Source organism: Micromonospora sp. NPDC050695, from assembly GCF_040654415.1.
Taxonomy (GTDB): domain Bacteria; phylum Actinomycetota; class Actinomycetes; order Mycobacteriales; family Micromonosporaceae; genus Micromonospora.
The window spans coordinates 24,063-46,598 of sequence record NZ_JBFAHZ010000038.1 but is presented as its reverse complement, the minus strand read 5'-3'; the positions used below and the strand labels follow the sequence as shown (position 1 = coordinate 46,598).

The 22,536-nt window shown below is 71.4% G+C and carries 19 protein-coding genes; 3 read left to right on the top strand and 16 right to left on the bottom strand.

Annotation, left to right across the window (positions count from 1 at the left end; translation table 11 throughout):
• Positions 1–35: 35 nt before the first annotated feature.
• From AB0H52_RS23770 to AB0H52_RS23760, 3 genes are read right to left on the bottom strand one after another with little or no spacing between them, the layout of a single operon-like run.
• The gene (locus AB0H52_RS23770; RefSeq protein ID WP_357950062.1) at positions 36–575 is read right to left on the bottom strand and encodes a copper resistance CopC family protein; all 540 of its coding nucleotides are present in this window, start codon (positions 573–575) and stop codon (positions 36–38) included.
• Positions 572–1,798: a Dyp-type peroxidase gene (locus AB0H52_RS23765; protein WP_151492816.1), complete on the bottom strand. Its 1,227-nt coding sequence runs from the start codon at positions 1,796–1,798 to the stop codon at positions 572–574. Before AB0H52_RS23765 ends, AB0H52_RS23770 begins: the two co-directional genes overlap by 4 nt.
• The gene (locus AB0H52_RS23760) at positions 1,795–2,379 is read right to left on the bottom strand and encodes a copper chaperone PCu(A)C (protein WP_151492815.1); all 585 of its coding nucleotides are present in this window, start codon (positions 2,377–2,379) and stop codon (positions 1,795–1,797) included. Before AB0H52_RS23760 ends, AB0H52_RS23765 begins: the two co-directional genes overlap by 4 nt.
• A gap of 381 nt (positions 2,380–2,760) precedes the next feature.
• Here AB0H52_RS23760 and AB0H52_RS23755 point away from each other — a divergent pair, with 381 nt between their 5' ends.
• Positions 2,761–3,036: a hypothetical protein gene (locus tag AB0H52_RS23755; protein WP_151490351.1), complete on the top strand. Its 276-nt coding sequence runs from the start codon at positions 2,761–2,763 to the stop codon at positions 3,034–3,036.
• 68 nt (positions 3,037–3,104) lie between these two features.
• On the opposite strand, the gene AB0H52_RS23750 is transcribed toward AB0H52_RS23755, so the two are convergent.
• Positions 3,105–4,397, bottom strand: a complete 1,293-nt coding sequence (locus AB0H52_RS23750) for a phosphodiester glycosidase family protein (RefSeq protein ID WP_151490350.1) — start codon at positions 4,395–4,397, stop codon at positions 3,105–3,107.
• 95 nt (positions 4,398–4,492) lie between these two features.
• Positions 4,493–4,828: a DUF664 domain-containing protein gene (locus AB0H52_RS23745; protein WP_357950057.1), complete on the bottom strand. Its 336-nt coding sequence runs from the start codon at positions 4,826–4,828 to the stop codon at positions 4,493–4,495.
• On the opposite strand from AB0H52_RS23745, the gene AB0H52_RS23740 reads away from it, so the two are divergent.
• Positions 4,818–7,997, top strand: coding sequence for a BTAD domain-containing putative transcriptional regulator (locus AB0H52_RS23740; protein WP_357950054.1), 3,180 nt, complete (start codon positions 4,818–4,820; stop codon positions 7,995–7,997). The two genes, AB0H52_RS23745 and AB0H52_RS23740, sit on opposite strands and share 11 nt — an antisense overlap.
• 1 nt (position 7,998) lies before the next feature.
• Here AB0H52_RS23740 and AB0H52_RS23735 read toward each other — a convergent pair whose 3' ends face one another.
• The 7 genes from AB0H52_RS23735 to AB0H52_RS23705 form a co-directional block, all read right to left on the bottom strand.
• A complete protein-coding gene (locus AB0H52_RS23735; protein WP_278122168.1) occupies positions 7,999–8,826 on the bottom strand; it encodes an ABC transporter permease in 828 nt (275 codons plus the stop codon).
• On the bottom strand, positions 8,823–9,803 hold the full coding sequence (locus tag AB0H52_RS23730; RefSeq protein WP_357950050.1) for an ATP-binding cassette domain-containing protein: 981 nt from the start codon (positions 9,801–9,803) through the stop codon (positions 8,823–8,825). The genes AB0H52_RS23735 and AB0H52_RS23730 overlap by 4 nt, the downstream gene beginning before the upstream one ends.
• Before the next feature lie 167 nt (positions 9,804–9,970).
• Positions 9,971–10,780 carry a hypothetical protein gene (locus AB0H52_RS23725; RefSeq protein ID WP_357950048.1) on the bottom strand — a complete coding sequence of 270 codons (810 nt, stop codon included), beginning with the start codon at positions 10,778–10,780 and terminating at the stop codon, positions 9,971–9,973.
• 115 nt (positions 10,781–10,895) lie between these two features.
• Positions 10,896–12,650: an ABC transporter ATP-binding protein gene (locus tag AB0H52_RS23720; protein WP_357950045.1), complete on the bottom strand. Its 1,755-nt coding sequence runs from the start codon at positions 12,648–12,650 to the stop codon at positions 10,896–10,898.
• A complete protein-coding gene (locus AB0H52_RS23715; RefSeq protein WP_357950042.1) occupies positions 12,647–14,311 on the bottom strand; it encodes an ABC transporter substrate-binding protein in 1,665 nt (554 codons plus the stop codon). The genes AB0H52_RS23720 and AB0H52_RS23715 overlap by 4 nt, the downstream gene beginning before the upstream one ends.
• A gap of 29 nt (positions 14,312–14,340) precedes the next feature.
• Entirely contained in the window at positions 14,341–15,333 is a 993-nt protein-coding gene (locus AB0H52_RS23710) for an ABC transporter permease (RefSeq protein WP_151490343.1), read from the bottom strand.
• Positions 15,330–16,286 (bottom strand): ABC transporter permease, encoded by a 957-nt coding sequence (locus AB0H52_RS23705; protein ID WP_151490342.1) that lies wholly within the window; start codon positions 16,284–16,286, stop codon positions 15,330–15,332. The genes AB0H52_RS23710 and AB0H52_RS23705 overlap by 4 nt, the downstream gene beginning before the upstream one ends.
• A 301-nt stretch (positions 16,287–16,587) precedes the next feature.
• Here AB0H52_RS23705 and AB0H52_RS23700 point away from each other — a divergent pair, with 301 nt between their 5' ends.
• Complete coding sequence (locus tag AB0H52_RS23700; protein WP_151490341.1) at positions 16,588–17,382, top strand: serine protease; 795 nt, start codon at positions 16,588–16,590, stop codon at positions 17,380–17,382.
• Between the two features lie 58 nt (positions 17,383–17,440).
• Here AB0H52_RS23700 and AB0H52_RS23695 read toward each other — a convergent pair whose 3' ends face one another.
• The 4 genes from AB0H52_RS23695 to AB0H52_RS23680 form a co-directional block, all read right to left on the bottom strand.
• Entirely contained in the window at positions 17,441–18,376 is a 936-nt protein-coding gene (locus AB0H52_RS23695; RefSeq protein WP_151490340.1) for an acetamidase/formamidase family protein, read from the bottom strand.
• Positions 18,377–18,399: 23 nt separating this feature from the next.
• Positions 18,400–19,272, bottom strand: a complete 873-nt coding sequence (locus AB0H52_RS23690) for an alpha/beta hydrolase (protein WP_225854549.1) — start codon at positions 19,270–19,272, stop codon at positions 18,400–18,402.
• A 10-nt stretch (positions 19,273–19,282) separates the two neighbouring features.
• Positions 19,283–20,296, bottom strand: coding sequence for a hypothetical protein (locus AB0H52_RS23685; protein WP_225854548.1), 1,014 nt, complete (start codon positions 20,294–20,296; stop codon positions 19,283–19,285).
• A gap of 123 nt (positions 20,297–20,419) precedes the next feature.
• Complete coding sequence (locus tag AB0H52_RS23680; RefSeq protein WP_225854547.1) at positions 20,420–21,544, bottom strand: PQQ-binding-like beta-propeller repeat protein; 1,125 nt, start codon at positions 21,542–21,544, stop codon at positions 20,420–20,422.
• Positions 21,545–22,536: the final 992 nt, after the last annotated feature.

The window sequence follows — 22,536 nt, the reverse complement described above, 5'->3', positions numbered from 1 at the left end:
GTCGGGGCGAGAGCTTCGGTGGTTTCCCGCCGTCCTCAGCGGCGGGTCGCGCGCCGCAGTAGGAGCCCGGCCACCACCACGGCGAGGACGGCCAGCGCCGCGCCGGCGAGACGTACGCCGGCACTCGATCCGCCACCGGGCTGCACCGCGGCGGCGGGCGGAGCCGGCGTCGAAGCGTCCCGGACCGGCGCGGCGGTCGACGTGGGATCGGCCACCGTGAACGGATACGACCCCTGCGCCGGGTGCCCGTCGGCGGAGACGACCCGGTAGCCGACGGTGTACGTCCCGTTCGGCAGCGGGCCGGTCACCCGGACCGTGCTCGTCGCGCCGACGACCACCGGATCGCCGGTGGGAATCTTTTGCCGGGTGGCGTCGGTGAGCACGATGGTGGTGAAGGCGGGGTCGAGCCGTCTCATGAATTCGAGCGTGACCTCGACCGGCGCGCTCGGCAGGGTCGCGTCCCGGGCCGGCGTCGACGACCGCAGGCTGTTGTGCGCCCAGGCCGGCGCGGCCGGGACGAGCAACGCCACGAGGACGGTGAGTACGGCCGCGCCGAGCCGGTTGGCGTGCCTCATCCGAGCACCTGCTCGCCGATCCATCCGTCCGGTGGACATCCGGGCGGGATGGCGAAGACGGCGGACCCGATCGGGGTGGTCCACTCGTTGAGCAGGTCCCGGTCGGCGAGTCGGCGCTGGATGGGCAGGAACTGTCGGGCGATGTCGGCCTGGTACGAGGTGAAGATCAAGCCGCTGTCGGCCTGGCCCTCCGCCGTCGGGACCGCGTCGTAGTTGTAGGGCCGACGCAGGATCTTCAGCCGGTCATCGGTGACGTGCGCGCGGGTGAGGTGGGAGAAGTCGGGGATGACGGTCAGCCCGTCGGGGCCGGTCGCGGCGAAGTCGGGTGCGTCGTGTTCGGCGGTGCCGGTGAGGGGTGCACCGGTGTCCAGGCGTCGGCCGACGGCGAGTTCCCGGTCGGCGCGGCCGAGCAGGTCCCAGGTCTCCATGTTCATGCTGATGCGTCGTACGACGAGGGTGGTGCTGTCGCGCAGCCACGCGGGCCCGTCGGCGATCCAGACGGCGCGGTCCGCCGGTGTCCCGGGCCGGGGGTTGGCGGTGCCGTCCAGTTGACCGAACAGGTTGCGTTGGGTGTGGCCGCCCGGCTCGACGCCGGGGCCGCGTCGGAAGCCCTGCTGTACCCAGCGGACGGTGGCGAAGGGTCGGCTGTCCTTGAGCAGGACGCGTTGGGTGTGGGCGACGGTGAGCGCGTCGTCCGCGCAGATCTGGAGCAGCAGGTCACCACCGGACCAGGCCGGCTGGAGCCGGTCGATGCGGAACGAGGGCAGGTCGGCCACGGATGGCGGCCGACGGTCGTCGACGCCGGCTGCCCGGAACAGGCCGGGGCCGAAACCGAAGGTCACGGTCAGCCGCGCGGGCAGCAGGCCGAGTTCGGCCTCGGTGTCGGCCAGTGCGGGTTGACCCTGGGTGAGACGTGCGGCGTCGTCGGTGAGCAGACGCAGCAGCCGACCCAGCGCAGCCCGGTCGGTCTCGGGCCGCAGGGTGAGCGCGACGAACGACGCGTGGGCCGGTGGTTCGGTGGTCACCCCGGACTGGCGTGGCCCGTGGAACGGCTCGACCGAGGTGCCGACCGCGCTCGCCAGGGCGACCTCGGCCGGCCGCCCGTCGCGGTGACCGGAGCGTTCGGCGGCGGCTACCGCGGTCAGCGCGCCTCCGGCGGCAACGGCCCCGCCGGTGAGCAGGCCGCGCCTGCTCACCGGTCGGGAGGTCGGGTTGCGGGTCATGCGGCCGGGCTCATGCTCGTCTCCGGCATCGGGCTGGCCCCGTGACCGGGCGCGTAGCTCTCCTGCGCGCCGGTGAACGGCTTGGCCACCGCGGTGAACGTCTGGTTCCGGCCGTCGGCGAACGTGAGTGTGACGGCCAGTTCGTCGCCGGCCCGTACCGGCTGCCTCACGTTCATCAGCATCAGGTGGTCGCCTCCGGGTTCGAGGACGTGGGTGCTCCTCGCCTTGATCACGATGCCGCCCGGCTTGGCCCGCATGACCATCTTCCCGTCCTTCATGGTCATTTCGTGCAGCTCCATGGGCGACACCTCGGTGGCGGCGCCGGTGATCGTGACATCGGTGTCGGTCTCGTTGACCAGGGTGCCGAACGCCGCCGTCATGCCCGTGTCGGCGGCTTTCACCCAGGGGTCGCGCACGCCGACGACACCTACGGCGGCGCTCGTCGACGCCGCGACCGCCGGACCGGCAGCGGGGGACGACGAGGCGTCTCCACACGCCACGACGCCGGCCGACAGGAGTGCCCCGGCGGCGAGGACGGCGACCGCGCGACGACGCCGTGCGGTGGTGGTGGTGCTGGGCATGAATGTTCCCCTCACTGGCGGGCCTGGCGTCTGTCAGGTCGGCCACGTCGAGCGAAAAGTTCCCACCCGCCCCGAGCCCGGGCCCTGGACCCGCGCACGTTCACGCTCGACACGATCATGGACGCCCACCGGCTGGTCGCCGGCGGCACCGGCGCCGGAAAGGTCATCATCGACATCGACGGCTGATCCCTGAGCGGACCGAGGTGGCGATGACGGCGGAGGGACCAGCGGGGGTGCGGCCGCGGCTCGACCTGGCGCAGATCGTCACCCTGATCGGTGCGGACCGGAGGGTGGGGCGACCGACCCTGATCGGGGTGGAGGGGTTCGGCGGGGCCGGCAAGACGGTCGTCGCACGGCGGCTCGGTCAGGCCGGGCAGGCGGGTGCCGGTCGCCGACGTGCGCCACCTGATCGTGGAGGGTGTGTCCGCGTACCACGACGAGCTGTGGCCGTACTACGACCACCGGATCTGGGTCGACGCGTCGATGGACGTCGCCCGGGAGCGGGCCCGGCGTCGAGACCTGCGGCGGGGCATCTACGACCGGGACCTGTGGGATGCGTGGGAACGCTCGGAAATCAGCTACCGGGCCAAGCATCGGCCGCATCTGACGTGCGACATCGTGTACGACAATGGTCTCGACCGCGCCGACTTTCGCTGAGTGAGCCGCCACAGAACGGCCGGCACCTCGTCCGGTGCCGGCCGCCCCCGAGTGTCGATGTCGGACGGTCAGCTACCGCCGTGGTAGCGGCCCGGCACGTAGACGAGCGCGTCACCGACGGCCCGCTCCGCCCCACTCGGCTGGTTCACCAGTGCGCCCTGTGCGGCCATGGCGGTGGAGCCGCCGCCGTCGAGGTTGACGGCGTCGTCCATGCCGAGCGCCTGCGCGACGGCGGCCGTCTCGTCGAGGGTGGTGCCGACGCTGGTCACCTGGCGACCGTCGATGGTGGCGAGCACGATCTTTCCGTCCCGGGTCGTTCCGGCGATGGTGCGGGGGTTGCGGGCGAAGAAGCTGTCGGAGCCGCCGTCGGGCACGACGATCTGACCGTCGGCCGTCAGCGGGTACCGCCCGTTCACGCCGAACAGCCCGGGCCGCAGCGCCAGCTTGCGTCCCCGCTGGTCGGTCAGCGTCGACGACCGGTCCAGGCATCCCCGTCCGGCCACGGCGAGCAGGGTGGCGGCGTCGCGGCCGGTGGCCTGCAGCGACGTCTGGCCGGTGGCGAGCGCGGTGCCACGGCTGGTCGCGGTGCGCACCACGCAGCCGAGCTGGTTGAGGACGACCTCGACGCCGGCGCCGGACGGGGTGGCCGCGTCGAACTCGGGGGTGAACTGGACGACGTCACCGGGCTCGGCGCAGAGGGTCTGGTCGACCAGGGTGGCGCAGGCGGCGGGGATCACCGGGGGGTGGTTGACGAACTCCAGCGGCAGGACGGCGTTGGTCCGCCGGTTCCGTACGCTGCCCGACCACGTCAGCTTCCCGGTCAGCGCCCGGTTGGTGGTGGCGTCGACCACGAAGTTGACCTCACCCGGCTCGGCGGTGGGCTCACTGAGCAGCTTCCCGCCGTACAGGCCCAGGCCGACGGGGTCGCCGGGGTAGAGCTGGCTGGCGGTGAACGTGAAGAAGGAGGCGTTGACGCCGGCCAGGGCGCCGGAGTCGCGTACCAGGTCGGTGGTCTTCTCGACCTGCCCGAGGGTCGGGCCGTACGTCGCCCTCAGGTGCCCGCGTGCCCGGCGCGGGTCGATGGTGAGCACGTTCACCACCCACGGACCCCGGGTGGTGGTGTTGATCTGGTCGGCCGGTGCCGGGTCTGTCCCGCGCACGATGCGGGTGAGGGTCACGCCGTCGGCGAGGGTGCGGCTGGTGGTGACCTGCGTCAGGTCGCTGTCACCGATCGGCAGGGTGACGCCGGCGGCATCGGCGCGGGCACCCGGAGCGACGGCGAGCGCCACCGCGGCGAGCGTGGCCGCGGCGAACGCTCCCGCGCGGCGGAGGCCGGACAGGCCAGGAGGGGAAACAGTCATGGCCTGATCGTCGCGGCGGCACCGAAGCACGTACCGGACAGAAACTGACAACCAGTCGAACTGTGGTGAAAGGACTTATCCGCAGCGGACCCGGCTCACTGCCCGGTACGGCCGTCGACGCACTCGCGCAGCAGGTCGGCATGGCCGGCGTGCCGGGCGTACTCCTCGATCAGATGCACGAGGACATCGCGGACGCTGACCGAGCCGTCACCGAACGGCACCTCACGCCCCAGGTCGTCCTCGTCGAGCGCGTCGAGCCACCTGTCGGCCGCGGCGATCTCCCTCCGCCACGCGGCGAACGCCTCCTCGACGACGGCCGGGTCGCCGACCGCGCCGGTGAAGTCCGCGTCCGGGTCGACACCCGCCGATCGGGCGCGGGTTGCCGGCCACCCCGTGGTGCGGGTGGGGGATGCTGGGTCCGTGCAGATCACGATCCTCGGCCCGCTCGCCGTCAACGGTCGACCGGTCCGGGGCGAGCGGCTCGCGGCGGTGGTGCGCGCGCTGGTCGACGCGCGCGGGCGGGCGGTCTCCACCGCGCTGCTCGTCGAGGCCGTGTGGGACGGCACGCCGCCGGACGACGCGACCGGCGCGGTGCAGGCGCTGGTGTCCCGGGTACGCCGGCTCGGGCTGCCCGTCGGCGCGGTGCCGGGGGGCTACCGGCTGCCGGTCGACGAGGTCACCGTCGACGCGGTCGAGGCGCGGGTCCTCGTCGACCGGGCGACCGCCGCCCTCCGCTGCGGGGACGTCCATGCCGCGCGAGGGTCGGCCGACCAGGCGCGGGCGTTGTTCCCCGAGGTCCCGGAGCTCGACGCGGCCGAGGACGTCCGCCTCTTCGCGGACGTGGCCGCGCTGCGTGCGCGGGCGGCGCTCGACGGCGCGGGGCCGTTCGACGAGGCGGACCTGCGCCGGCTTGTCGCGCGCACCCCGCCGGACGAGCCGTCGGCCGCGCTGCTCGTCCGGGTGCTCGCCGCCCAGGGCCGCGACGCCGAGGCGTTGGAGGTGATCGAACGGCTGCGCGGCGAACTGGCCGACCGGTACGGCACCGACCCGTCGCCGGTGATCACAGACGTCCACCTGGCGCTGCTGCGCGGCGAACTCACCGCCCCGGCCGTCGCGACGCCACCCCGGCAACCGGCACGGATCACGCTGCCCACCGCGTGGCGCCGGTCCCTGACCACCCTCGTCGGCCGGGAGCGTGACGTCGAAGCCGTCGCCGGCGCGCTCACCGAGACGGCGCTGGTGACGATCGTGGCGACCGGCGGGGCCGGCAAGACCCGCCTCGCCGCCGAGGTGGCGAGGCGCGCGGCGGCGGCCGGGCAGGCGGTACGGGTGATCGAACTCGCCGGTGTGCGGTCCCCCGAGGAGGTGCTGCCCACGGTGCTCGCGGCGCTTGGCGGCGCGGACACCTCGGCGACCGGCGGCAACCTGGGCCTGGAACGGCGGGTCCTCAACCCGGAGGAGCGCCTGCGCGCCGTCGCCCCAGACCTCGACGGGCTGGTGGTGCTGGACAACTGCGAGCACGTTCTCGACGCGGTGGCCACCGTCGTCGCGGACCTGGTCGCGGTGACGTCCCCGGAGGTCGCGGTGCTCGCGACGAGCCGTGCCCCGCTGGGTCTGGCCGGCGAACTGGTGCACCGGCTGACCGCGCTGCCGGACGCCGACGCGCTCGCGCTGATCCAGTCCCGGGCACGAGCCGGCGGCGCGGTACCGACCTGGGACACCGGACGGGCGCTCGCCCTGTGCCACCGGCTCGACAACCTGCCGCTGGCGCTCGAACTGGCCGCCGCGCGACTGCGGAGCATGCCGATCGACGACGTGCTCGCCGGCCTGACCGACCGGTTCGCGCTGCTCGACGACGCGCTGCGCGGCCTGCCGGAGCGGCACGCGAGCCTGTGGGCGATGGTCGACTGGAGCCGCGAACTGCTCGCGCCCGACGACCGTGAGCTGCTTCAACGGGTGGCGGTCATCCCCGCCGCGTTCACCGCGGACCTCGCCGCCTCGGTCGCGCGGACCCCGCACGTACGACGTGGTCTGGCCACGCTCGTCGAGCAGTCCCTGCTGACCCTGGTCGAGGGGGACGGCCCGCCCCGCTACCGGATGCTGGAGACCGTCCGCGAGTACGGGGAGGCCCGCCTCGACGCGGCCGGCGACCGGGAGCTGGCCATGGCCGGCCTGGTCGGGTGGGCCCGGCCGGAGGCGACGGCGCTCGCCGACCGGTTCGTCGGCCCCGCCCAGGTCGAGGCGTTCGCCCGGTGCGCCGCCGAGCAGGACAACCTGGTCGCGGCCCTGCGCTGGTCGCTCGTGACCGACGACGAGCCGGCCTCGATCGACGTCGCCGCCGCGTTGTTCCACCTCTGGACGGTGCGCGGCCTGCACCTGGAGGTCCTCGGCTGGGTGCGGGGCCTGCTGCACGTCGATGACCCGCAGCGACGGCGACGGTCCGCGATCCTGCACGGCCGGTCCGCGGGGCGGCCGCTGCCCGACGCCGACCGGCTCGCCCGTACCTGTCTGCTGGTCGGGGTCAACGCCGGCATCAGCGGTGAGCTTCGGCTCGCCGTGCTTGCCCGCCGCGCGATGCGGACGGTCCTCGCCGAACGGCCCACCGAGGTGTCGGCCCGGCAGACCGCGCTCGCGTCGGCGTTGCCGAAGTTCGACACGTCCGACCCGGAGCAGAGCATGAAGAGCGCGGCCGAACTGATCGATCACCCGGACCCGTACGTGCAGGGGCTCGGACTGTTCGCCCGGGCCGCCATCCGGGAGAACGGTGGCATGCCCGAGGCGTCGGTGGTCGACGCCGAGCAGGCGTACCGCCGTTTCGAGGTGGCCGGTGACCACTGGGGGATGGCGATGGCGGCGGGAGCCGTCGGACAGTTCCTCATCCCGCGCGACGATGCGCGGTCGACCGACTGGCTGGCGCGCAGCATCCGACACATGGAACTGGTCGGCGCCGTGCAGGACGCCCGCTCGATCCGGGTCCGGCTGGACGTGCAACTCGCCCTGGCCGGCGACCGGGAGGCCGAGCGGCGACTGGTCGACACGGCGACGCCGGGCGAGGCCGAGGAGGTGGATGCCGCCCAGGCGCGGCTCGGCCTGTCGCACCTCGCCTGGCAGCGCGAGCGTTACGACGAGGCCCTCGCCCACGCCGAGGAGGTGACCCGGATCCTGAACCGGTGGACGGACGGGCCGCCGCAGCCGCGGGTCATCCTCCGGGTCGCGGTGGCCGTCCTGCATCTGCGCCTGGCGCAGGTGCGGCCGGGCACCGAAGCGGACGCCAGCGCCCTGCCCGCGGCGATGCTGACGCTGAGCCGGGACGAGGCGTTCGCCTCGAAGGACCTGCCGGTGATCGGGGCGTGGGCTCTCGGCGGCGCCGAACTCGCGGCGCACCGCGGGGACGTCGCTGCCGCACGCGAGCTGTTCGCGCTCGGAACGCGCATCGGCAGTCACGTGGGTGCGTTCTTCCCACCCGGCAACGGCGAACGGCTCACCGCCGTCCTCGGGAGCGAGGAGCAGCGTGAGCCGTTGCTGGCCGCGTGGCGCGAGCGGCCGGGTGCCGTGGTGGTCGCCCGCATCCGCGAACTGATGGGAGACCTGCTCGCGTAGGTCAGATCTTCTTGCGGTACGCGCGCAGCGCCAGCGGCATGAACACCGCCACGAAGCCCGCACACCAGGCGAGGGTCCACCACACGTGCCCGTCGAGCGGGGTGCCGAGGAACAGCCCGCGTACCGCCGCCACCAGGTGGGTCATCGGGTTGACGTTGACGAAGGCCTGCATCCAGCCCGGCAGGGTGTCGGCGCTGACGAACACGTTGGACGCGAAGCTCAACGGCATGATCAGCGCGAACATCAGGCCCTGCACGGCGCCCGGGGTGCGTACCTTCATCGACACGTAGACCGGCAGCCAGCTCAGGCAGAGCGCGAACAGCACGGCGAGCACGCAGCCGGCGATCGCCCGCAGCGGGTCGGTGTCGATCCGGAAACCCATCAGGTAGCCGATGGCGAGGGTCGACACCGTGACGATCACGTACCGGACGACGTCGCCCAGGACCGCGCCGACCAGCGGCGCGGAGCGGGGGATCGGCAGCGAGCGGAACCGGTCGAAGATGCCCTTGGCGATGTCGGTGTTGAGGTTGACGCCGATCGCGATGGCGCCGGTGGCGATGGTCTGCGCGAGGATTCCGGGCAGCAGGAACTGCAGGTAGTCGTGGGTCGATCCGGCGACCGCGCCGCCGAAGATGTACACGAAGATGACGAGGAACAGCACCGGTTGCAGCGTGACGTCGATCAGCGCCTCGGGCGTACGCCAGGTCTTGATGAGGCTGCGCTTGGCGAGCGCGAGGGAGTGCCGCACGAGCCGGAACGGTCGCGGGTTCGGGGCGGCCGTGGACAGGACGGGGCTCGCCGTGGGTGGTGTGCCGACCAGGGTGCTCATGCCGCGACCTCCGTGCGGTGGGTGGTGTCGTCCTCGGATGCCGTACGCCCGGTGAGGGTGAAGAACACCTCGTCGAGACTCGGCAGGTGCAGGGAGAGTTCGGTGACCGCGATGCCGGCGGCGGCGAACCGCGCGACGCTCGCGGTCAGGGCCCGGTCGTCGGTGACCGGCACCGCGAGCACGCCCTTGCGGATCTCGTCGGCCTGCCCGCCGGAGCCGACCTCGGACAGGATCGCCGCGATCCGGGGCAGGTCCGCGAGGTCGGACGGGCGGACCTCGAGGGTCTGCCCGCCGACCACCCGCTTGAGCCCTTCCGGGGTGTCGTGGGCGATGACCCGGCCGTGGTCGATCACCGTGATCGCGTCGGCGAGCGCGTCGGCCTCCTCCAGGTACTGCGTGGTGAGCAGCACCGTCGAGCCGTTGGTGACCAGCGACCGGACCACGTCCCACATGTCCTCGCGCTTGGCCGGGTCGAGGCCGGTCGTCGGCTCGTCCAGGAAGATCACATCCGGTGATCCGACCAGGCTGGCGGCCAGGTCGAGCCGGCGGCGCATGCCGCCGGAGTAGGTCTTGGCCTGCCGGTTGGCGGCGTCGGTCAGGTCGAACCAGCCGAGCAGTTCGGCGGCCCGTCGACGGGCGCCGGCGCGGCCCAGCTCCAGCAGCGTCCCGAACAGTTCCAGGTTCTGCCGGCCGGTCAGGTCCTCGTCGACCGAGGCGTACTGACCGGTGAGGCCGATGCTCTGCCGGACCCGCTCGGCGTCGCGGACGACGTCGAAGCCGCCGATCCGGGCGGTGCCGGAGTCCGGGGTGAGGAGCGTGGAGAGGATACGCACGGCGGTGGTCTTGCCGGCGCCGTTGGGGCCGAGCACCCCGAGCACCGTTCCGCGGGGTACGGCGAGGTCGACGCCCTGCAGCGCCCTCGTCTTCCCGAAGTTCTTGACGAGGCCCTCGGCCTCGATCACCAGATCAGCTGTCATGTCGCACAGCGTGCGCCAACCGCCTGACATGGCACTGACAGGGCACCGACACGCCCCCGAGAAGGCCGCCGGGGCCTTTCCCGCAGCGGGTCTGTGCCGAGGTCAGCCGCAGGTCGGCCCTGCTCGCCGCCTTGCTCGGTGACACCACTTGGTGATCAAGGCCAGGATCATCGACCTGGCCCGGCTGGCGCACCGCCGTTCAGAGCGTGTGCGCCGATGCGGGCTTGGTCGGCGGGTGGGCTGCTCGGCCGGCTGTGAGAACTCGGCCGTCGGTGAGGGGCGGTATCCGAGTGTGTGCTCGTGCTCAGCCGGGCTGCCGCGACGATGGCGCTGTTGGGCGACTGCGGTGCTGGTCGTGACGGGCTGTGCAGGGGCAGGATCGGCTCGCGGGTGTCTGCCAGCCGCCCGGGTTGTTGGCCGTCGAGATACCAGGCGGTGGCCCCGATAACGACGGCGCTGAAACCGCCGGCCGGGTGGCTTTTACCCATGGCGTTGTACCATCCGTAGACCGCGGACGCACCGGTATGAACGAGACCGGCCGCCAGCCGTCGCAAATTACCTTGACCGCCCTTCTGCCAGAACGCGTACGCCTCCTCGCCAAACGCTTTCACACCGAGAAGACCGGTCAGTGCGATCCCGGTACCGTAGATCGGACCCGCGATCTTGCTATTCTCGTCGTTCCATTTCAAGAAGATTCCCGCACCCTGTGGAAGGTAGGGGCAGAGGGTGATCGCCCGTTCCGTCATGCTGGACGGACAGGGATACCAGTTGTCGCGTGGTTCTTCTCTCACCTGAAGGGCGCTGTCGTCGACACGAAATTCTCCGCCCGGTGCGACCCACACCCTCGCCTGCCGCTCCAGATCATCCGCGACTCGGCTGGCCGAACGCATTAGATCGGGAGCGATTTCGGCGGGCGCGCCAGTCGCCGCCGCCGCCGTAACAGTGTCTAGCCTGACGCTGGGAATGCTGGAATCCATTGTTCCACGGTTGTCACTGCTATCGTCCACCCGCGAGTTTGGCACCAATGCTCCTTCCGAATGACTTCACCGATCATCGTAAAGGGCGCTCCGGGCGAGAGCTTTGCGCAGGAGATTATTTCACGCGTTCATGACGGAAGGCCGCCCTTTCTTTACGCCTTTTACATGAGGTGGAACGGGGGGTCTGCCCGCTCCGTGCTCGCGGGTCGGCGACCGGCGCCGCCGCCAGCAGCCGCGCGGTGTACGGGTGCCGCGGCGCCCGCAGCACCGTGGTCGCGGGCCCCTCCTCCACGACCCGACCTCGGTGCAGCACGGCCACCCGATCGGCCAGTTGCTCGACCACCGCCAGGTCGTGGCTGATGAACAGGCACGAGAAGCCGAACCGTCGCTGCACCGATCGGAGCAGCTCCAGGATCCGCGCCTGCACGGAGACGTCCAACGCGCTGGTGGGCTCGTCCGCGATCAACAACGCCGGGTTCAGGGCGATGGCCCGCGCGATGGCCACCCGCTGTCGTTGCCCGCCGGACATCTCGTACGGGTGCCGGTCGCGCAGGCGCGTCGGCAACTCGACCGCTTCCAGCAATTCGTCGACACGGCGACGTTGGGCGTCCGGCCGCAGATCGGTGTGCAGCGAGAGCGGTTCGGCGATGCTGGCGCCGACCGTCCGGCGGGGGTTCAGCGACGACGCGGGATCCTGGAAGACGATGCCGAGTCGGGAACGGAACGTGCGCAGTTCACGGCGGGTGGCCCGTCCCACCTCGACTCCGGTGACGGTTACCGTCCCCGCGGCCACCGGTACGAGGCCGGCCAGCGCCCGGCCGAGCGTCGACTTCCCGCTGCCGGACTCGCCGACCAGAGCCACCAGTTTGCCCTGGTCGATGTGCAACGAGACGTCGTTCACCGCCCGCACCGGCTGGCCGCGCCGCCGCCCCGGGTACTCGACGACGACGTTGCGCAGGAGCACGGCGGGTGCGACGCCGGCCGACGTCTCGGCCGGTGGCGTCTCTGGCGTCTCCGGCGGCTTCGGCTGGGCGAGCCGCAGCTCCGGCAGTGTGGGGACGACTCGCAGCAACGCCCGGGTGTACTCGTGTCGTGGCGCGGCGAAGAGCTGGGCCGCGGCAGCCTGTTCGACGATCTGACCGTCGCGCAGCACGACCACCTCATCGGCGACGTCGGCCACCACACCCATGTCGTGGGTGATGAGGAGGACGGCCATGTCGAGCCGGGTCCGCAGGTCGCGCAGCAGGTCGAGGATGCCGGCCTGCACGGTCACGTCCAGTGCGGTGGTCGGCTCGTCCGCGATCAGCAGGACCGGGTCGCAGCTGATGGCCATCGCGATCATCGCTCGCTGGAGCTGACCGCCGGAGAGTTCGTGCGGGTACGAGCGTGCCACTCGCGCGGGGTCGTCCAGGCCGACGGTGGAGAGCAGCTCCAGCACCCGGGCGGCGACCGCGGAGCGACTCGACGGGCGGTGCGCGCGGATCGCCTCGCCGACCTGGTCGCCGATGGTGAAGACCGGGTTGAGCGCGGTCATCGGCTCCTGGAAGATCGTGCCGATCCGGCCGCCGCGTATGTCCCGCAGCAGACCCTGCTCGGCGCCGATCAACTCGGTGCCCGCGAGGGTGATGCTGCCGCTGACCCGGGCGGTGGCCGGGAGCAGGCCCAGGGCGGCCATCGCGGTGACGCTCTTGCCCGAACCGGATTCGCCGACCAGGGCGAGGACCTGCCCGGCGTGCACCTCGAAGGACGCGTCGTGCACGGCCGTGTGCGTGTCGCCATCCACCTCGAACGAGACGGCCAGCCCGGCCACCGCGAGCAGCGGTGACCGGGTGGCCTTCGCGAGGTGTGGCTCCGTGGAGGAAACCGTCATCCCTGCTTCAGCGATACCTTCAGGTAGTTCGGGTAGGCCGGGAAGGATGGCACGTAGAAGTTCTGCACCTTCGGGCCGTGCAGGAACGAGTTCTTCGTGTAGGTGAGCGGCACGATCGGCGCGTCCTGCAGGATGCGCTTGTCGGCCTGCGCCCACAGGGCCTGTGCCTTCGCCGGGTCGGTCTCGGCCGTGGCCTGCGCGATCAGCGTGTCGACCTCGGGCTGCGAGTAGCGCGCGATGTTGTAGCCACCGCGGCCGATCTCGCTGGACGCGAACAGCGGCTGGATGTTGCCGTTGGCGCTGGGGAAGTCCGGCTGCCAGCTGGAGACGGTCAGGTCGTAGTCACCCTTCTCGCCGGTGACCTCGGCGGTCCAGGCATCCTCGTCCACCGGCTTGATGGTCACCGTGATGCCCACCCGCTGCAGGCCCTGCTGGATGGCCTGGGCCTTGGCGAGGTTCGGCTGATCGTTCTCGGACAGCAGCGTGAGGTTCAGGCTCGTCTGCCCCGCCTCGCCGAGCAGCTGCCTCGCCTTGTCGACGTCCCCCGACGGGTCGGCCGGGTAGAGGTTGTAGTCGACCCGCCCGGCGATGCCCGGGGTGATCAGGGTGCTGGCCAGCTCGCCGCCGATGGCACCACCGGAGGCGACCTGGTAGGCCCGCTTGTCCACGGCGTACTGGATGGCCTGGCGGACCTTGACGTCCTTCAGCGGCCCACGCTGGGTGTTGAGCGCCAGGTAGGACAGCGCGCCGGCGTCCGAGGTGACGAGCCGCTGCTTCGCGCTCGCGTTCTGCTCGATCTGCGCGAGTTGGGCGGGTGCCACGAAGCCGGCGCCGAAGGCGGAGCGGTCGTCACCCGAGTCGGCGATGAGCCGCTGCGACTGGACCGTGGTGTCCTGGCCGAGCTGGAAGGTGATCTGGTCGGGCCCGGCGGTGCGTACCGGATCGGTGGCCGCGTCCCAGTTCGGGTTGCGGGTCAGCTTGACCGCGACACCCTGCTGGTACGACTGGACCTGGTAGGGGCCGGACGCGACCGGGTTCTGGTTGTACTTCTTCGGGTCGTCCTTCGCCTTCGGCACGGGCGCGAACGCCGGCATGGAGACGATCCAGGGCCAGTCGCCGTACGCCGTCTTGAGGTGGAAGACGATGGTCCGCGCGTCCGGCGTCTCGACCGACGCCAGGTCCGCCCCGGAGTACGGTCCCTTGTACTCGGTCCCGCCCACCAGCAGGCTCTTGTGGTAGCCGAGGCCGCCGGAGAGTTCGGGCGCGAAGGAGCGCTCGATGCCGTACTTGACGTCGCCGGCGGTGATGGCCGCGCCGTCGGCGTACGTCAGCCCGTCCTTCAGCGTGAAGGTCCAGGTCTTGCCGCCGTCGGTGGTCTTGCCGGTGTCCGTGGCCAGGTCCGGCACCACCTGTGCCGGCTTGCCCGGCTGGACGTCCCAGGTGGTGAGCCGGCGCAGCACCAGACCGAGGGTGGTGATCGCCAGGTTCTGGCTCTTGGCGGGGTCGAAGTTGATGTCGCTGGCGGCGTTGAGGATGGTCAGCGATCCACCCTTCTCGGTGCCTGCGTTCGACCCGCCGGCGGCCGGTTTCTGGTCCGGATTCGCGTTGCATCCGGCCAGGGCGAGGACGACCGCGAGCGCGACCGCGCTACGTCTTTTCATCGGTGCCTTTCCTTTCGTTGTCTGGCGCGTCAGCGCGCCACCCTCGGGTCCAGGACGCCGTAGACCAGGTCCACGAGGAAGTTGGCGAGGATGATGAGGAATGCGGAGAAGAGGGTGATCCCGATGATCAACGGGAGGTCGATGTTGCCGACGGCGTCGAGCAACAGGGCGCCCAGGCCGGGCATGCTGAACACCCGTTCGGTGATGACCGCGCCCCCGAGCAGCGACCCGAGGTCGAGCCCGAACACGGTGACCACCGGGATGAGGACGTTGCGCAGGGCATGGCGGCCGACGACCCGGCGTTCCCGCAGCCCTTTGGCCCGGGCCGTGCGGATGTAGTCCTCGCCCAGCACCTCCAGCATCTGGCCCCGCGTCAGCCGGGCGTAGACCGCCGCGGAGATCAGGGCGAGCACACACCAGGGCAGGACCAGGTGCCACAACCAGCCCACCGGATCCTCGGTCAGTGGCACGTACCCGTTGACCGGCACCATGTTGAGGGTGAAGCCGAACAGCAGGATGCCGAGCAGCCCCACCAGGTAGCTGGGCGCCGAGACACCGATCGTCGAGAACGTCATCGCCGCCCGGTCGATCGCGGTTCCGCGTCGGACGGCCGAGACGACCCCGGCCGCCACGCCGATGAGCAGCCAGAGCAGTGCGGCGCCGATGGCGATGGAGAAGGTGACCGGGATGCGCTCCAGGATGAGGTGGGTGACCGAGTCGTTGAGCCGGAACGAGTAGCCGAAGCAGGGCGCCGCGCAGTGCACGGCGGCGGCTCCGGAGCCGAACGTGCGGCCGGCGACGATCCCGCCGAGGAAGGCGAGGTACTGCTGCGCCCAGGGCTGGTCGTAGCCCATGAAGGCGCGGGCGTCGGCGAGCCGCTCGGGTGTGCAGGGGCGACCGCAGGACAGCTGTGCCGGATCGCTGGGCAGCAGAACGAACACCGCGTACGTGATCAGGCTGATCACGAGCAGCGTGACGATCATGCCGAACAGGCGTGCGGAGATCAGTCGGAGGAGTCTCATCGCCGCACCCCTCGGGTCTTCGGGTCGAATGCGTCGCGCAGGCCGTCGCCGAGCAGGTTGAAGGCCAGCGTGGCGAAAAAGAGCGCCCCGCCGGGGAAGACCAGGAACATCGGGTCGGTCTGGACCCAGCCGATCGCGTCGCCGATGGACCGACCCCATGCCGGCGTCGGCGGTGGCACTCCGACGCCCAGGAAGGAGAGGGCGGCCTCGGCGCCGATCATCGACGGGATCGTGATCGTGGCGTAGACGATGATCGTGGCGGTGAGGTTGGGCAGGAGTTGCCGCACGAGCAGGTTCCAGCCGCCGGCGCCGAGCGCGACCGAGGCGACCACGAAGGTGCGCTGCTTCAACGCGAGGGTCTGACTGCGGACCACCCGGGCGATCGAGGGCCAGCCGAAGATCGCGAGGACGCCGACGAGGAGCAGCGGCTTCGGGAGGCTGGTGGGGGCGATCGCGCCGAGCGCGATCACGAAAATCAGGTACGGGAAGCCGAGCAGGACGTCGATGATCCGGGTGACGACCCGGTCGTACCAGCCGCCGTAGAAGCCGGCGGTGAGGCCGACGGCGACTCCCAACAGCAGCGACGCGGCGGTCGCTCCGGCGCCGACCAGGATGGAGGTGCGGGCGCCGTGGACCACGATCGCGAAGAGGTCCCGTCCGGTCATCGGCTCCACCCCGAACCAGTGCTCGCCGCTGATGCCGCCACCGAAGCCCTTTGGCGCGCCGGAGTCCGACAGGGCGTCAAGGTCGTACGTGTAGGGGTCCTGGCCCGCGAGGGCGCAGAGCGCCGGCGCGGCCGCCGCCACGATGAGGAAGAGGGCGACGCCCCCGGCGCCGGCCGCCGCCCAGCGGTCGGCTGCCAGTTGGTGCCACAGGTGGCGGGCACCTCTGCGGCGGGTCTGGCCGCCCGGCCGGGTCGGTGCCGGCGGCGCGAGATGGGTGTCGGTGGACACGTGGATTCCTTACCGGGCTGGGGTGGGGTGGACCGGAGAACTCAGCGCTCCCGGCGACGCTGCCCGCCCACGCTGACCCCGGACATGCTCCGACAGTCGTGCCGCGGAAATCCAGGAGGAGAGACCTACAACACATACCGGTTAAGTAGGTTATCGATGGGCCGGGTGTGGGCGGCCCGATCCATACCGTCGGGGTACGACCCAGAGAGGATGATCCATTCAATCCATCTGGATCAATAGGATGACCGCTATCTCGATCAGGTGCGCTCACGAGGCGTGCCGTAGCGATGCGGAGGTATGCATGGTTCGCTGGCGCACCCTCACCGGCCTTCTGGCCACCGCGCTGGCCGCGGTGACCGCGGCCAGCCTCACTCTCACGGCTCCGGCGGCCGCCGCCGACAGCCCGGTCACGCCAAACGTCGTCGGCGGCACCCGAGCCGCCCAGGGCGAGTTCCCGTTCATGGTGCGTCTCTCGATGGGCTGCGGCGGTGCCCTGTACAGCCCCCAACTGGTGCTCACCGCGGCGCACTGCGTGGGCGCCACCGGCACCAACACCAGCATCACCGCGACACTCGGTGTCGTCGACCTCCAGTCGTCGAGCCGGATCACCGTCCGGTCGAACTACGTCTACCGGGCCCCCGGCTACAACGGCGCCGGCCGGGACTGGGCGCTGATCCGGCTGGCCACCCCGGTCACCGGCTTGAGCACCCTGAAGATCGCCAACACGACCGCCTACGACAGCGGCACCTTCACCGTCGCCGGCTGGGGCGCGGCCCGCGAGGGCGGCTCCCAGCAGCGCTACCTGCTCAAGGCGACCGTCCCATTCGTCAGCGACTCGACCTGCAACTCCTACTACGGCGGCGAGATCATCGCCGCCCAGGAGATCTGCGCCGGATACGCCAGCGGCGGCGTCGACACCTGCCAGGGTGACTCGGGTGGCCCGATGTTCCGCCGCGACGCCAACAACGCCTGGATCCAGGTCGGCATCGTCAGCTGGGGCAACGGCTGCGCCCGGCCCAACTACCCGGGCGTCTACACCCAGGTGAGCTACTTCGCCTCGACGATCGCCTCGGCCGCCGCGAGCCTCGGCGGCTGACCGTACGACCCGGCGGGCGGCACGGACGGATCGTCGTCCGGGCCGCCCGAACCGGTCGTCATCCGGAAAAGCGCAGCGCGTCGTCGCGGAGCACCGCGTGGGCGCCGACGGTCTGATTGACGATCTGCGTCACCCGTACGTCGACCGCGACGCTGGCCAGCGCGGCAGCGTCCGCCCGGCTGAGCTGGTGCGACCGTTGCAGCAGGGTCAGCATCGAGTCCAGGGCCATGAACGTGGCGTCGTCCAGGGACGCGCCGACGCCGAGCGTCAGCCAGGCGTCCGGGGTACGCGCCACCGGGCCGGTGACCGGGAAGTCGTCCCGGACGTCGAAGGTCAACGTCACCTCCTCCATCGGGCACTCGATCGCCGTGCCGCCGACCTCCCCGTCGCCCTGTGCGGCGTGCCCGTCACCGACAGAGAACAGCGCCCCGTCGACCGGGATCGGCAGCAGCAGGGTGCTGCCGGCGGTCAGATCCTTGCAGTCCAGGTTGCCGCCGTGCGGTCGAGGCGGAGTCGTCGAGTGCCGCCCCGGCTCGGCCGGCGGCATCCCGAGCACCCCCATGAAGGGACGCAGCGCGACCGTGTGGCCGTGCTGGTTGCGGCCGGTCATCGCCACCGGGTCCAGCTCCCAGGCGTGCACCACCCCTTCGTGCTCGACGCCGTAGCGCTGGTTGAAGCCGCTCGGCCAGCCACCGGCCACCGTGGTGCCCCAGGTGCCCGGGGTGATCGCGTCCACGCGTACCGCAAGGGTCTGACCGGCGCGCGCACCGCGCACCGCGACCGGACCGATCAACGCGTGGCCATGGTCCGGTCGGTGCTGCGGCACCCGGGGACGGTCCCGGTTGTGCCCACCGGGGTACGGGCCGGCCGACCACCAGCAGTCCAGGGTGCGGTACGTGACGGTGTCGCCGGGGTCGATGGTCAGCACCGGCGCGAAGTCGGCCGAGAAGTGACCGTGCAGGGTGTCGTCGTCCGGCGTGAGGGTGTGTCGCATCCGCGCATGCTAAGCCCCGCGGGTCAGCCGTCCAGCACATCCCGCAGCCGTGCGGCGAACTCCGCGGGCTTGCCCGCGTAACCGAACTCGCCGCCGAGGAACCCGCCGTGATGGCTCGGGAACACCGTCGCCTCCTGGCCGAGCAACGCCGCGAGGCCCAGGGCGGTACGCGCCGTGTACGTCCCCGCCGACTCCTCGCCGACCGCGACCACGACCCGGGTGGGCGCGGCGGTGAGCAGGCTCGCGTCGGGACGGTAGTCGGTGACGGCCCACGAGTTCTTCGACAGCAGCGGGTCGTCGCGGCTGCCGTCGTCGTCGGCCGACATGCCGAACATCGCCGGATCGGGGGCGGGCTGGGCGAAGTAGGCGTCGGTGAACTCGCCCTGCCAGGACGTCATCGCGATGAACGAGGCCATCCCGGCACCGCGGCCCTTCGCCTGGTACGCCTCGTAGAAGGCGGCCCGGGCGCGCTCGGCGGCCTCGGCGTCGGGAAGCACGGCGTTGATCGGCGGTTCGTGCGCCACCAACGTCGCGACGTCGTCGGGGTGGGTGGCGACCAGTTCCAGCGCGGTCACCGCGCCGCCGCTGCTGGCCAGCACGTCGACCGGACCGGCGCCGAGCGCCTCGACCAGCGAGTGCAGGTCGGCGGCCTGCTGCTGCGGCGTGTTGTCGGACCGGCCGTCCGTGCGGACGCTGCGGCCCAGGCCGCGCGGGTCGTAGGTGACGACGGTGCGGTCGGTGAAGTGCGGGGCGAGCGCTCCGAAGCCGTCCGCCGTCATCGGCTGGCCGATCATGAGCAACGCACGATGGCCGCCGACGGGGGGTAGCGGGCCGCGAACGTCGTAGACCAGGTCGACACCGGGAAGCGGGAGGGTGTGCGTCTGGATGTCCGTCATGACGGTGAGACTACGGCCGCCGGGACCGGATCGGGGTCCGGTGCGGGCCGTCGGCGTTTCGACCGTCCGAGACGTCGATCGCGGCGTCGACGACCTCCGGCAACCGCCGGGCCACCCCCGCGAGGAGGTCCGCGACCTGGACGCGCGGGTCGTCACGGGAGTCGACCATCACCAACCCGGCCAGGGGTGACACACCGTCGGGCAGCTGCGGGCCGGTCGCGAGCGCACCATCCCGCTCGGCGTCGACCGCCGACGCGCCGCCGCCGGCCAACGTCCGCTGGAGGCGGGTCAACCGGTCCGCCGTCAGGGCGCTCTGCTCGTCGTGGGTCACCAGCACCTGCCGCCGGCCGGCGCTCCAGGTCAGGACCGTCTCGGCCAGCGCCGGCAGCAGCGGCTCCAGCGGTGGGGGAACGGACCGGTCGTCGGTGTCGAGCCGGGCCACCACGGCACCCACCCGGCTCGGGTCGAGCCCGTCGAGGACCGTGCCGGCCGCCGCGCCGAGCGGGTGTCGCCGCAGCGCATCGCGGGCCTGGAAGAACCGCTGCGGCGTCCGCTGCACCGGAAGCCGACGCTTCATCCGGACGAGATCGACGAACGCTGCCAGGAAGGCGTCCCAGTCGCTTCCGGCCGAGCGTCCGGCCTCGTACAGGGCGAGCGCCGCCGGACGGTGGTCGCGGGTCAGGCGGGTGCCGGCCGCGTACGACGGCTCGGCCAGCAGGAAATCGACGATCCGGGTGACGAGAAAGAACTCCTTGTCGATCAGGTGGACGTGCGCACGGCCCGCCAGCGACGCCAGGAACCACTGCACCGCCTCATCCGCGCCCGGCCGCCGCAGGAACTGCCCGGACTTCATCTCCTGCGGCGAGAACCGGAACCCGGAGCGCAGCGCGGTGATGAGGGCGACGGCCTCGTCGACGACCAGGTCGACACTCGCGTGCGTGATCACCGGGGCGGTCGAGTGCAACAGGTTGGTGCCCGAGAACCCCGATTCGTCGCAGGCGATCCGCACGACGGCGCCAACCACCGCACCCCCCCGGCGGTAGCCCGCCCTGAAGCGGCGACCTCACGCCCCAGCTCCCACCATGCCGACCATGGTCGCCCGCGCACCCGCACGGGACAACCCGATTGCGGATGGCGGGCAGCGGGATCAACGGAGCCGGCGGATGTCCCCGTACGCCCGGTAGAAGCCACCCCGACCGGACTCGCGGACCTCGGTCACCAGGTAGCGTGCGCCCGGCTCGCGGATGCCCTTGGGGAACTGCACGGACCAGTCGCGCCGGTAGCCATCGGACACCACCTGCACCCGCAGCCGCCCCCGGTCGTCCAGGCACTGCACCACCACGCCCGCGCCCGCGTCACCGGTCACCTCGACGATCGTCGGCTGCACGGTGCGCGGCGCCTCGCGGGGAGCCTTGATGTCGCGGACCTGCGGCACGTCGCCGACCTGGGCCGCCCGGATCGCCGGCTCGCTGGCGTCGATGCAGGCCAGGTGACCACCGGTGGTCACCACGTAGAGCCGGCCGTCGTGATACTGCATCGAGTACGCCGAGCCGCAGCCGGTGCCGAGCTTCCACAGTCGGGTGCCGGCCGCGTCGAAGCAGTAGATCGAGGACTGGCTGTCGCCGGCGAAGACGTACTCGCCGCCCTGGGCGGTCGCGCAGGAGAAGACCGGGGCGTCGCACCGGTAGCCGCGTTCGACCCGACCGTCCTTGGCCAGCCGCACCACCTCCCGGGTGCCCGTCCCGGCGAACACGCTGGCGCGCTCCTGCCAACCGAACAGCACCGAACCGGTCCTCGTGTGCCACAGCTCGCGGCCGGTACGCCAGTCGTAGCCGGTCACCCCCTGGGAGTGGCCGTGGTAGAGCGCGTCGGCGTCGCAGCGCACCATCCAGGCCGAACGCCCCCGGCCGGGCCGGCGCCAGAGGAACTCGTCCTCGTGATCGATGGCGGCGATCCCGCCGTCCGCGTCCGAGACGCCGAGGACGCCGTCGTGGATGTCCAGCCAGTAGATGTCGATCTCCGGTGCGATCGCGTACGCGACCCGGGGCACCTTGCCGGAGAGGTCGTAGACGTTGCCGTCGTCGCAGCCCGCGTAGATCCAGGCGTCGTCGGCGACGATGCACTTCACCCCGTCGGGGAGGCGGACCTGGCCGCGCACCTGGGCATCGTGCCCGAGGGTGGTGATCACCCCGTGCTCGTTGCCGACCATGCAGTGCTCGTCGTCGACGAAGATGCCGAACGCGGGAGCGCCGGAGTCGTAGCGCCAGAGCACCGGCGCGGTGTGCGCCGTGGAGCGGGTTGTCTCGTCCGCTTCATGATTGCGGATGGCAAGGTGGCTGACCAGGCGTTCGTAGGGTAGGTCCGAACGGTTGGGGGTCCGGTTGTCCGGACCTACTTTGCGAGATCGGTGGCTGGGTCAGGCGCTTGGGACTGGAGCATCGGAAGGAGAAGTCACGGTAGGCGGACCGCTTTGCCCCATGCCGACCACGCGCCCCCGACCAGTGTGGGCCAGGGAGGCTGCGGCCCCGGGAAGGTTTACCTGACTGAGCAGCCTGACCGGCTCAAGAGTCGACTTCGAGGTGCCTCGATCCTTTATCATCAAGGGATCGAGGCACGGCGACGCGCCAGCTGACAGGTCGCCTGGAAACTACGGCCACCCGCGCAAAAGGGCATGAGGTTGCCGGTTTCAGCCGTAGTTGAAAACTGCAGGTCAAGCACGATGGATGGTCCGGTGCGCGTCGCGAGACGGCCCGTGAGGACTGAATGCGAGGATCAGCTGTTCAAGCAGCACGACCGTCGGCTGGAGGGGTGTTACTGATGTCGATCTGATCGGTGTCGCCGACCCGTCTGGGCTGTACTTCGGGGGTGCCGTGAACCGCGCGTGTAGCCCCTGATGGTTAGCTGCGCCGTCCCGGCGACGCCCGTAACCGGTGATCAGGTGACACGGTTTAGTTAGGTACAGCAGGAACGATCACGGGAATATCGGGAGTCAGGCAGTGAGCAGCGGACAAGCCGGTTGGCGCCCGTACCCGGGCGCCTACCGTGCTCCCGAAAATCTTCCCCCGGTCGAGCCCGGTCGTATCGTTGGCCTAGTTGCCAGCTGCGATCTCCGAGGGGCGTACCCCGAGGATGCAAGTACCCGGAGCTTCACGGTCAGTGAGTTCGCGGTGCTGGAGGACGGTCGGCGCGTGCTCCTGCACGCTGAACGTGGGTTCACTGTCACTGCTAGATCAACCGGCGTCCCGGGTGGCGTCGTTCCGCTCG

Coding starts and splice junctions, on each gene's coding strand:
- AB0H52_RS23770 (WP_357950062.1), bottom strand. CDS start 575: ATGAGGCACGCCAACCGGCTCGGCGCGGCCGTACTCACCGTCCTCGTG.
- AB0H52_RS23765 (WP_151492816.1), bottom strand. CDS start 1,798: ATGACCCGCAACCCGACCTCCCGACCGGTGAGCAGGCGCGGCCTGCTC.
- AB0H52_RS23760 (WP_151492815.1), bottom strand. CDS start 2,379: ATGCCCAGCACCACCACCACCGCACGGCGTCGTCGCGCGGTCGCCGTC.
- AB0H52_RS23750 (WP_151490350.1), bottom strand. CDS start 4,397: ATGACTGTTTCCCCTCCTGGCCTGTCCGGCCTCCGCCGCGCGGGAGCG.
- AB0H52_RS23735 (WP_278122168.1), bottom strand. CDS start 8,826: ATGAGCACCCTGGTCGGCACACCACCCACGGCGAGCCCCGTCCTGTCC.
- AB0H52_RS23730 (WP_357950050.1), bottom strand. CDS start 9,803: ATGACAGCTGATCTGGTGATCGAGGCCGAGGGCCTCGTCAAGAACTTC.
- AB0H52_RS23725 (WP_357950048.1), bottom strand. CDS start 10,780: ATGGATTCCAGCATTCCCAGCGTCAGGCTAGACACTGTTACGGCGGCG.
- AB0H52_RS23720 (WP_357950045.1), bottom strand. CDS start 12,650: ATGACGGTTTCCTCCACGGAGCCACACCTCGCGAAGGCCACCCGGTCA.
- AB0H52_RS23715 (WP_357950042.1), bottom strand. CDS start 14,311: ATGAAAAGACGTAGCGCGGTCGCGCTCGCGGTCGTCCTCGCCCTGGCC.
- AB0H52_RS23710 (WP_151490343.1), bottom strand. CDS start 15,333: ATGAGACTCCTCCGACTGATCTCCGCACGCCTGTTCGGCATGATCGTC.
- AB0H52_RS23700 (WP_151490341.1), top strand. CDS start 16,588: ATGGTTCGCTGGCGCACCCTCACCGGCCTTCTGGCCACCGCGCTGGCC.
- AB0H52_RS23695 (WP_151490340.1), bottom strand. CDS start 18,376: ATGCGACACACCCTCACGCCGGACGACGACACCCTGCACGGTCACTTC.
- AB0H52_RS23690 (WP_225854549.1), bottom strand. CDS start 19,272: ATGACGGACATCCAGACGCACACCCTCCCGCTTCCCGGTGTCGACCTG.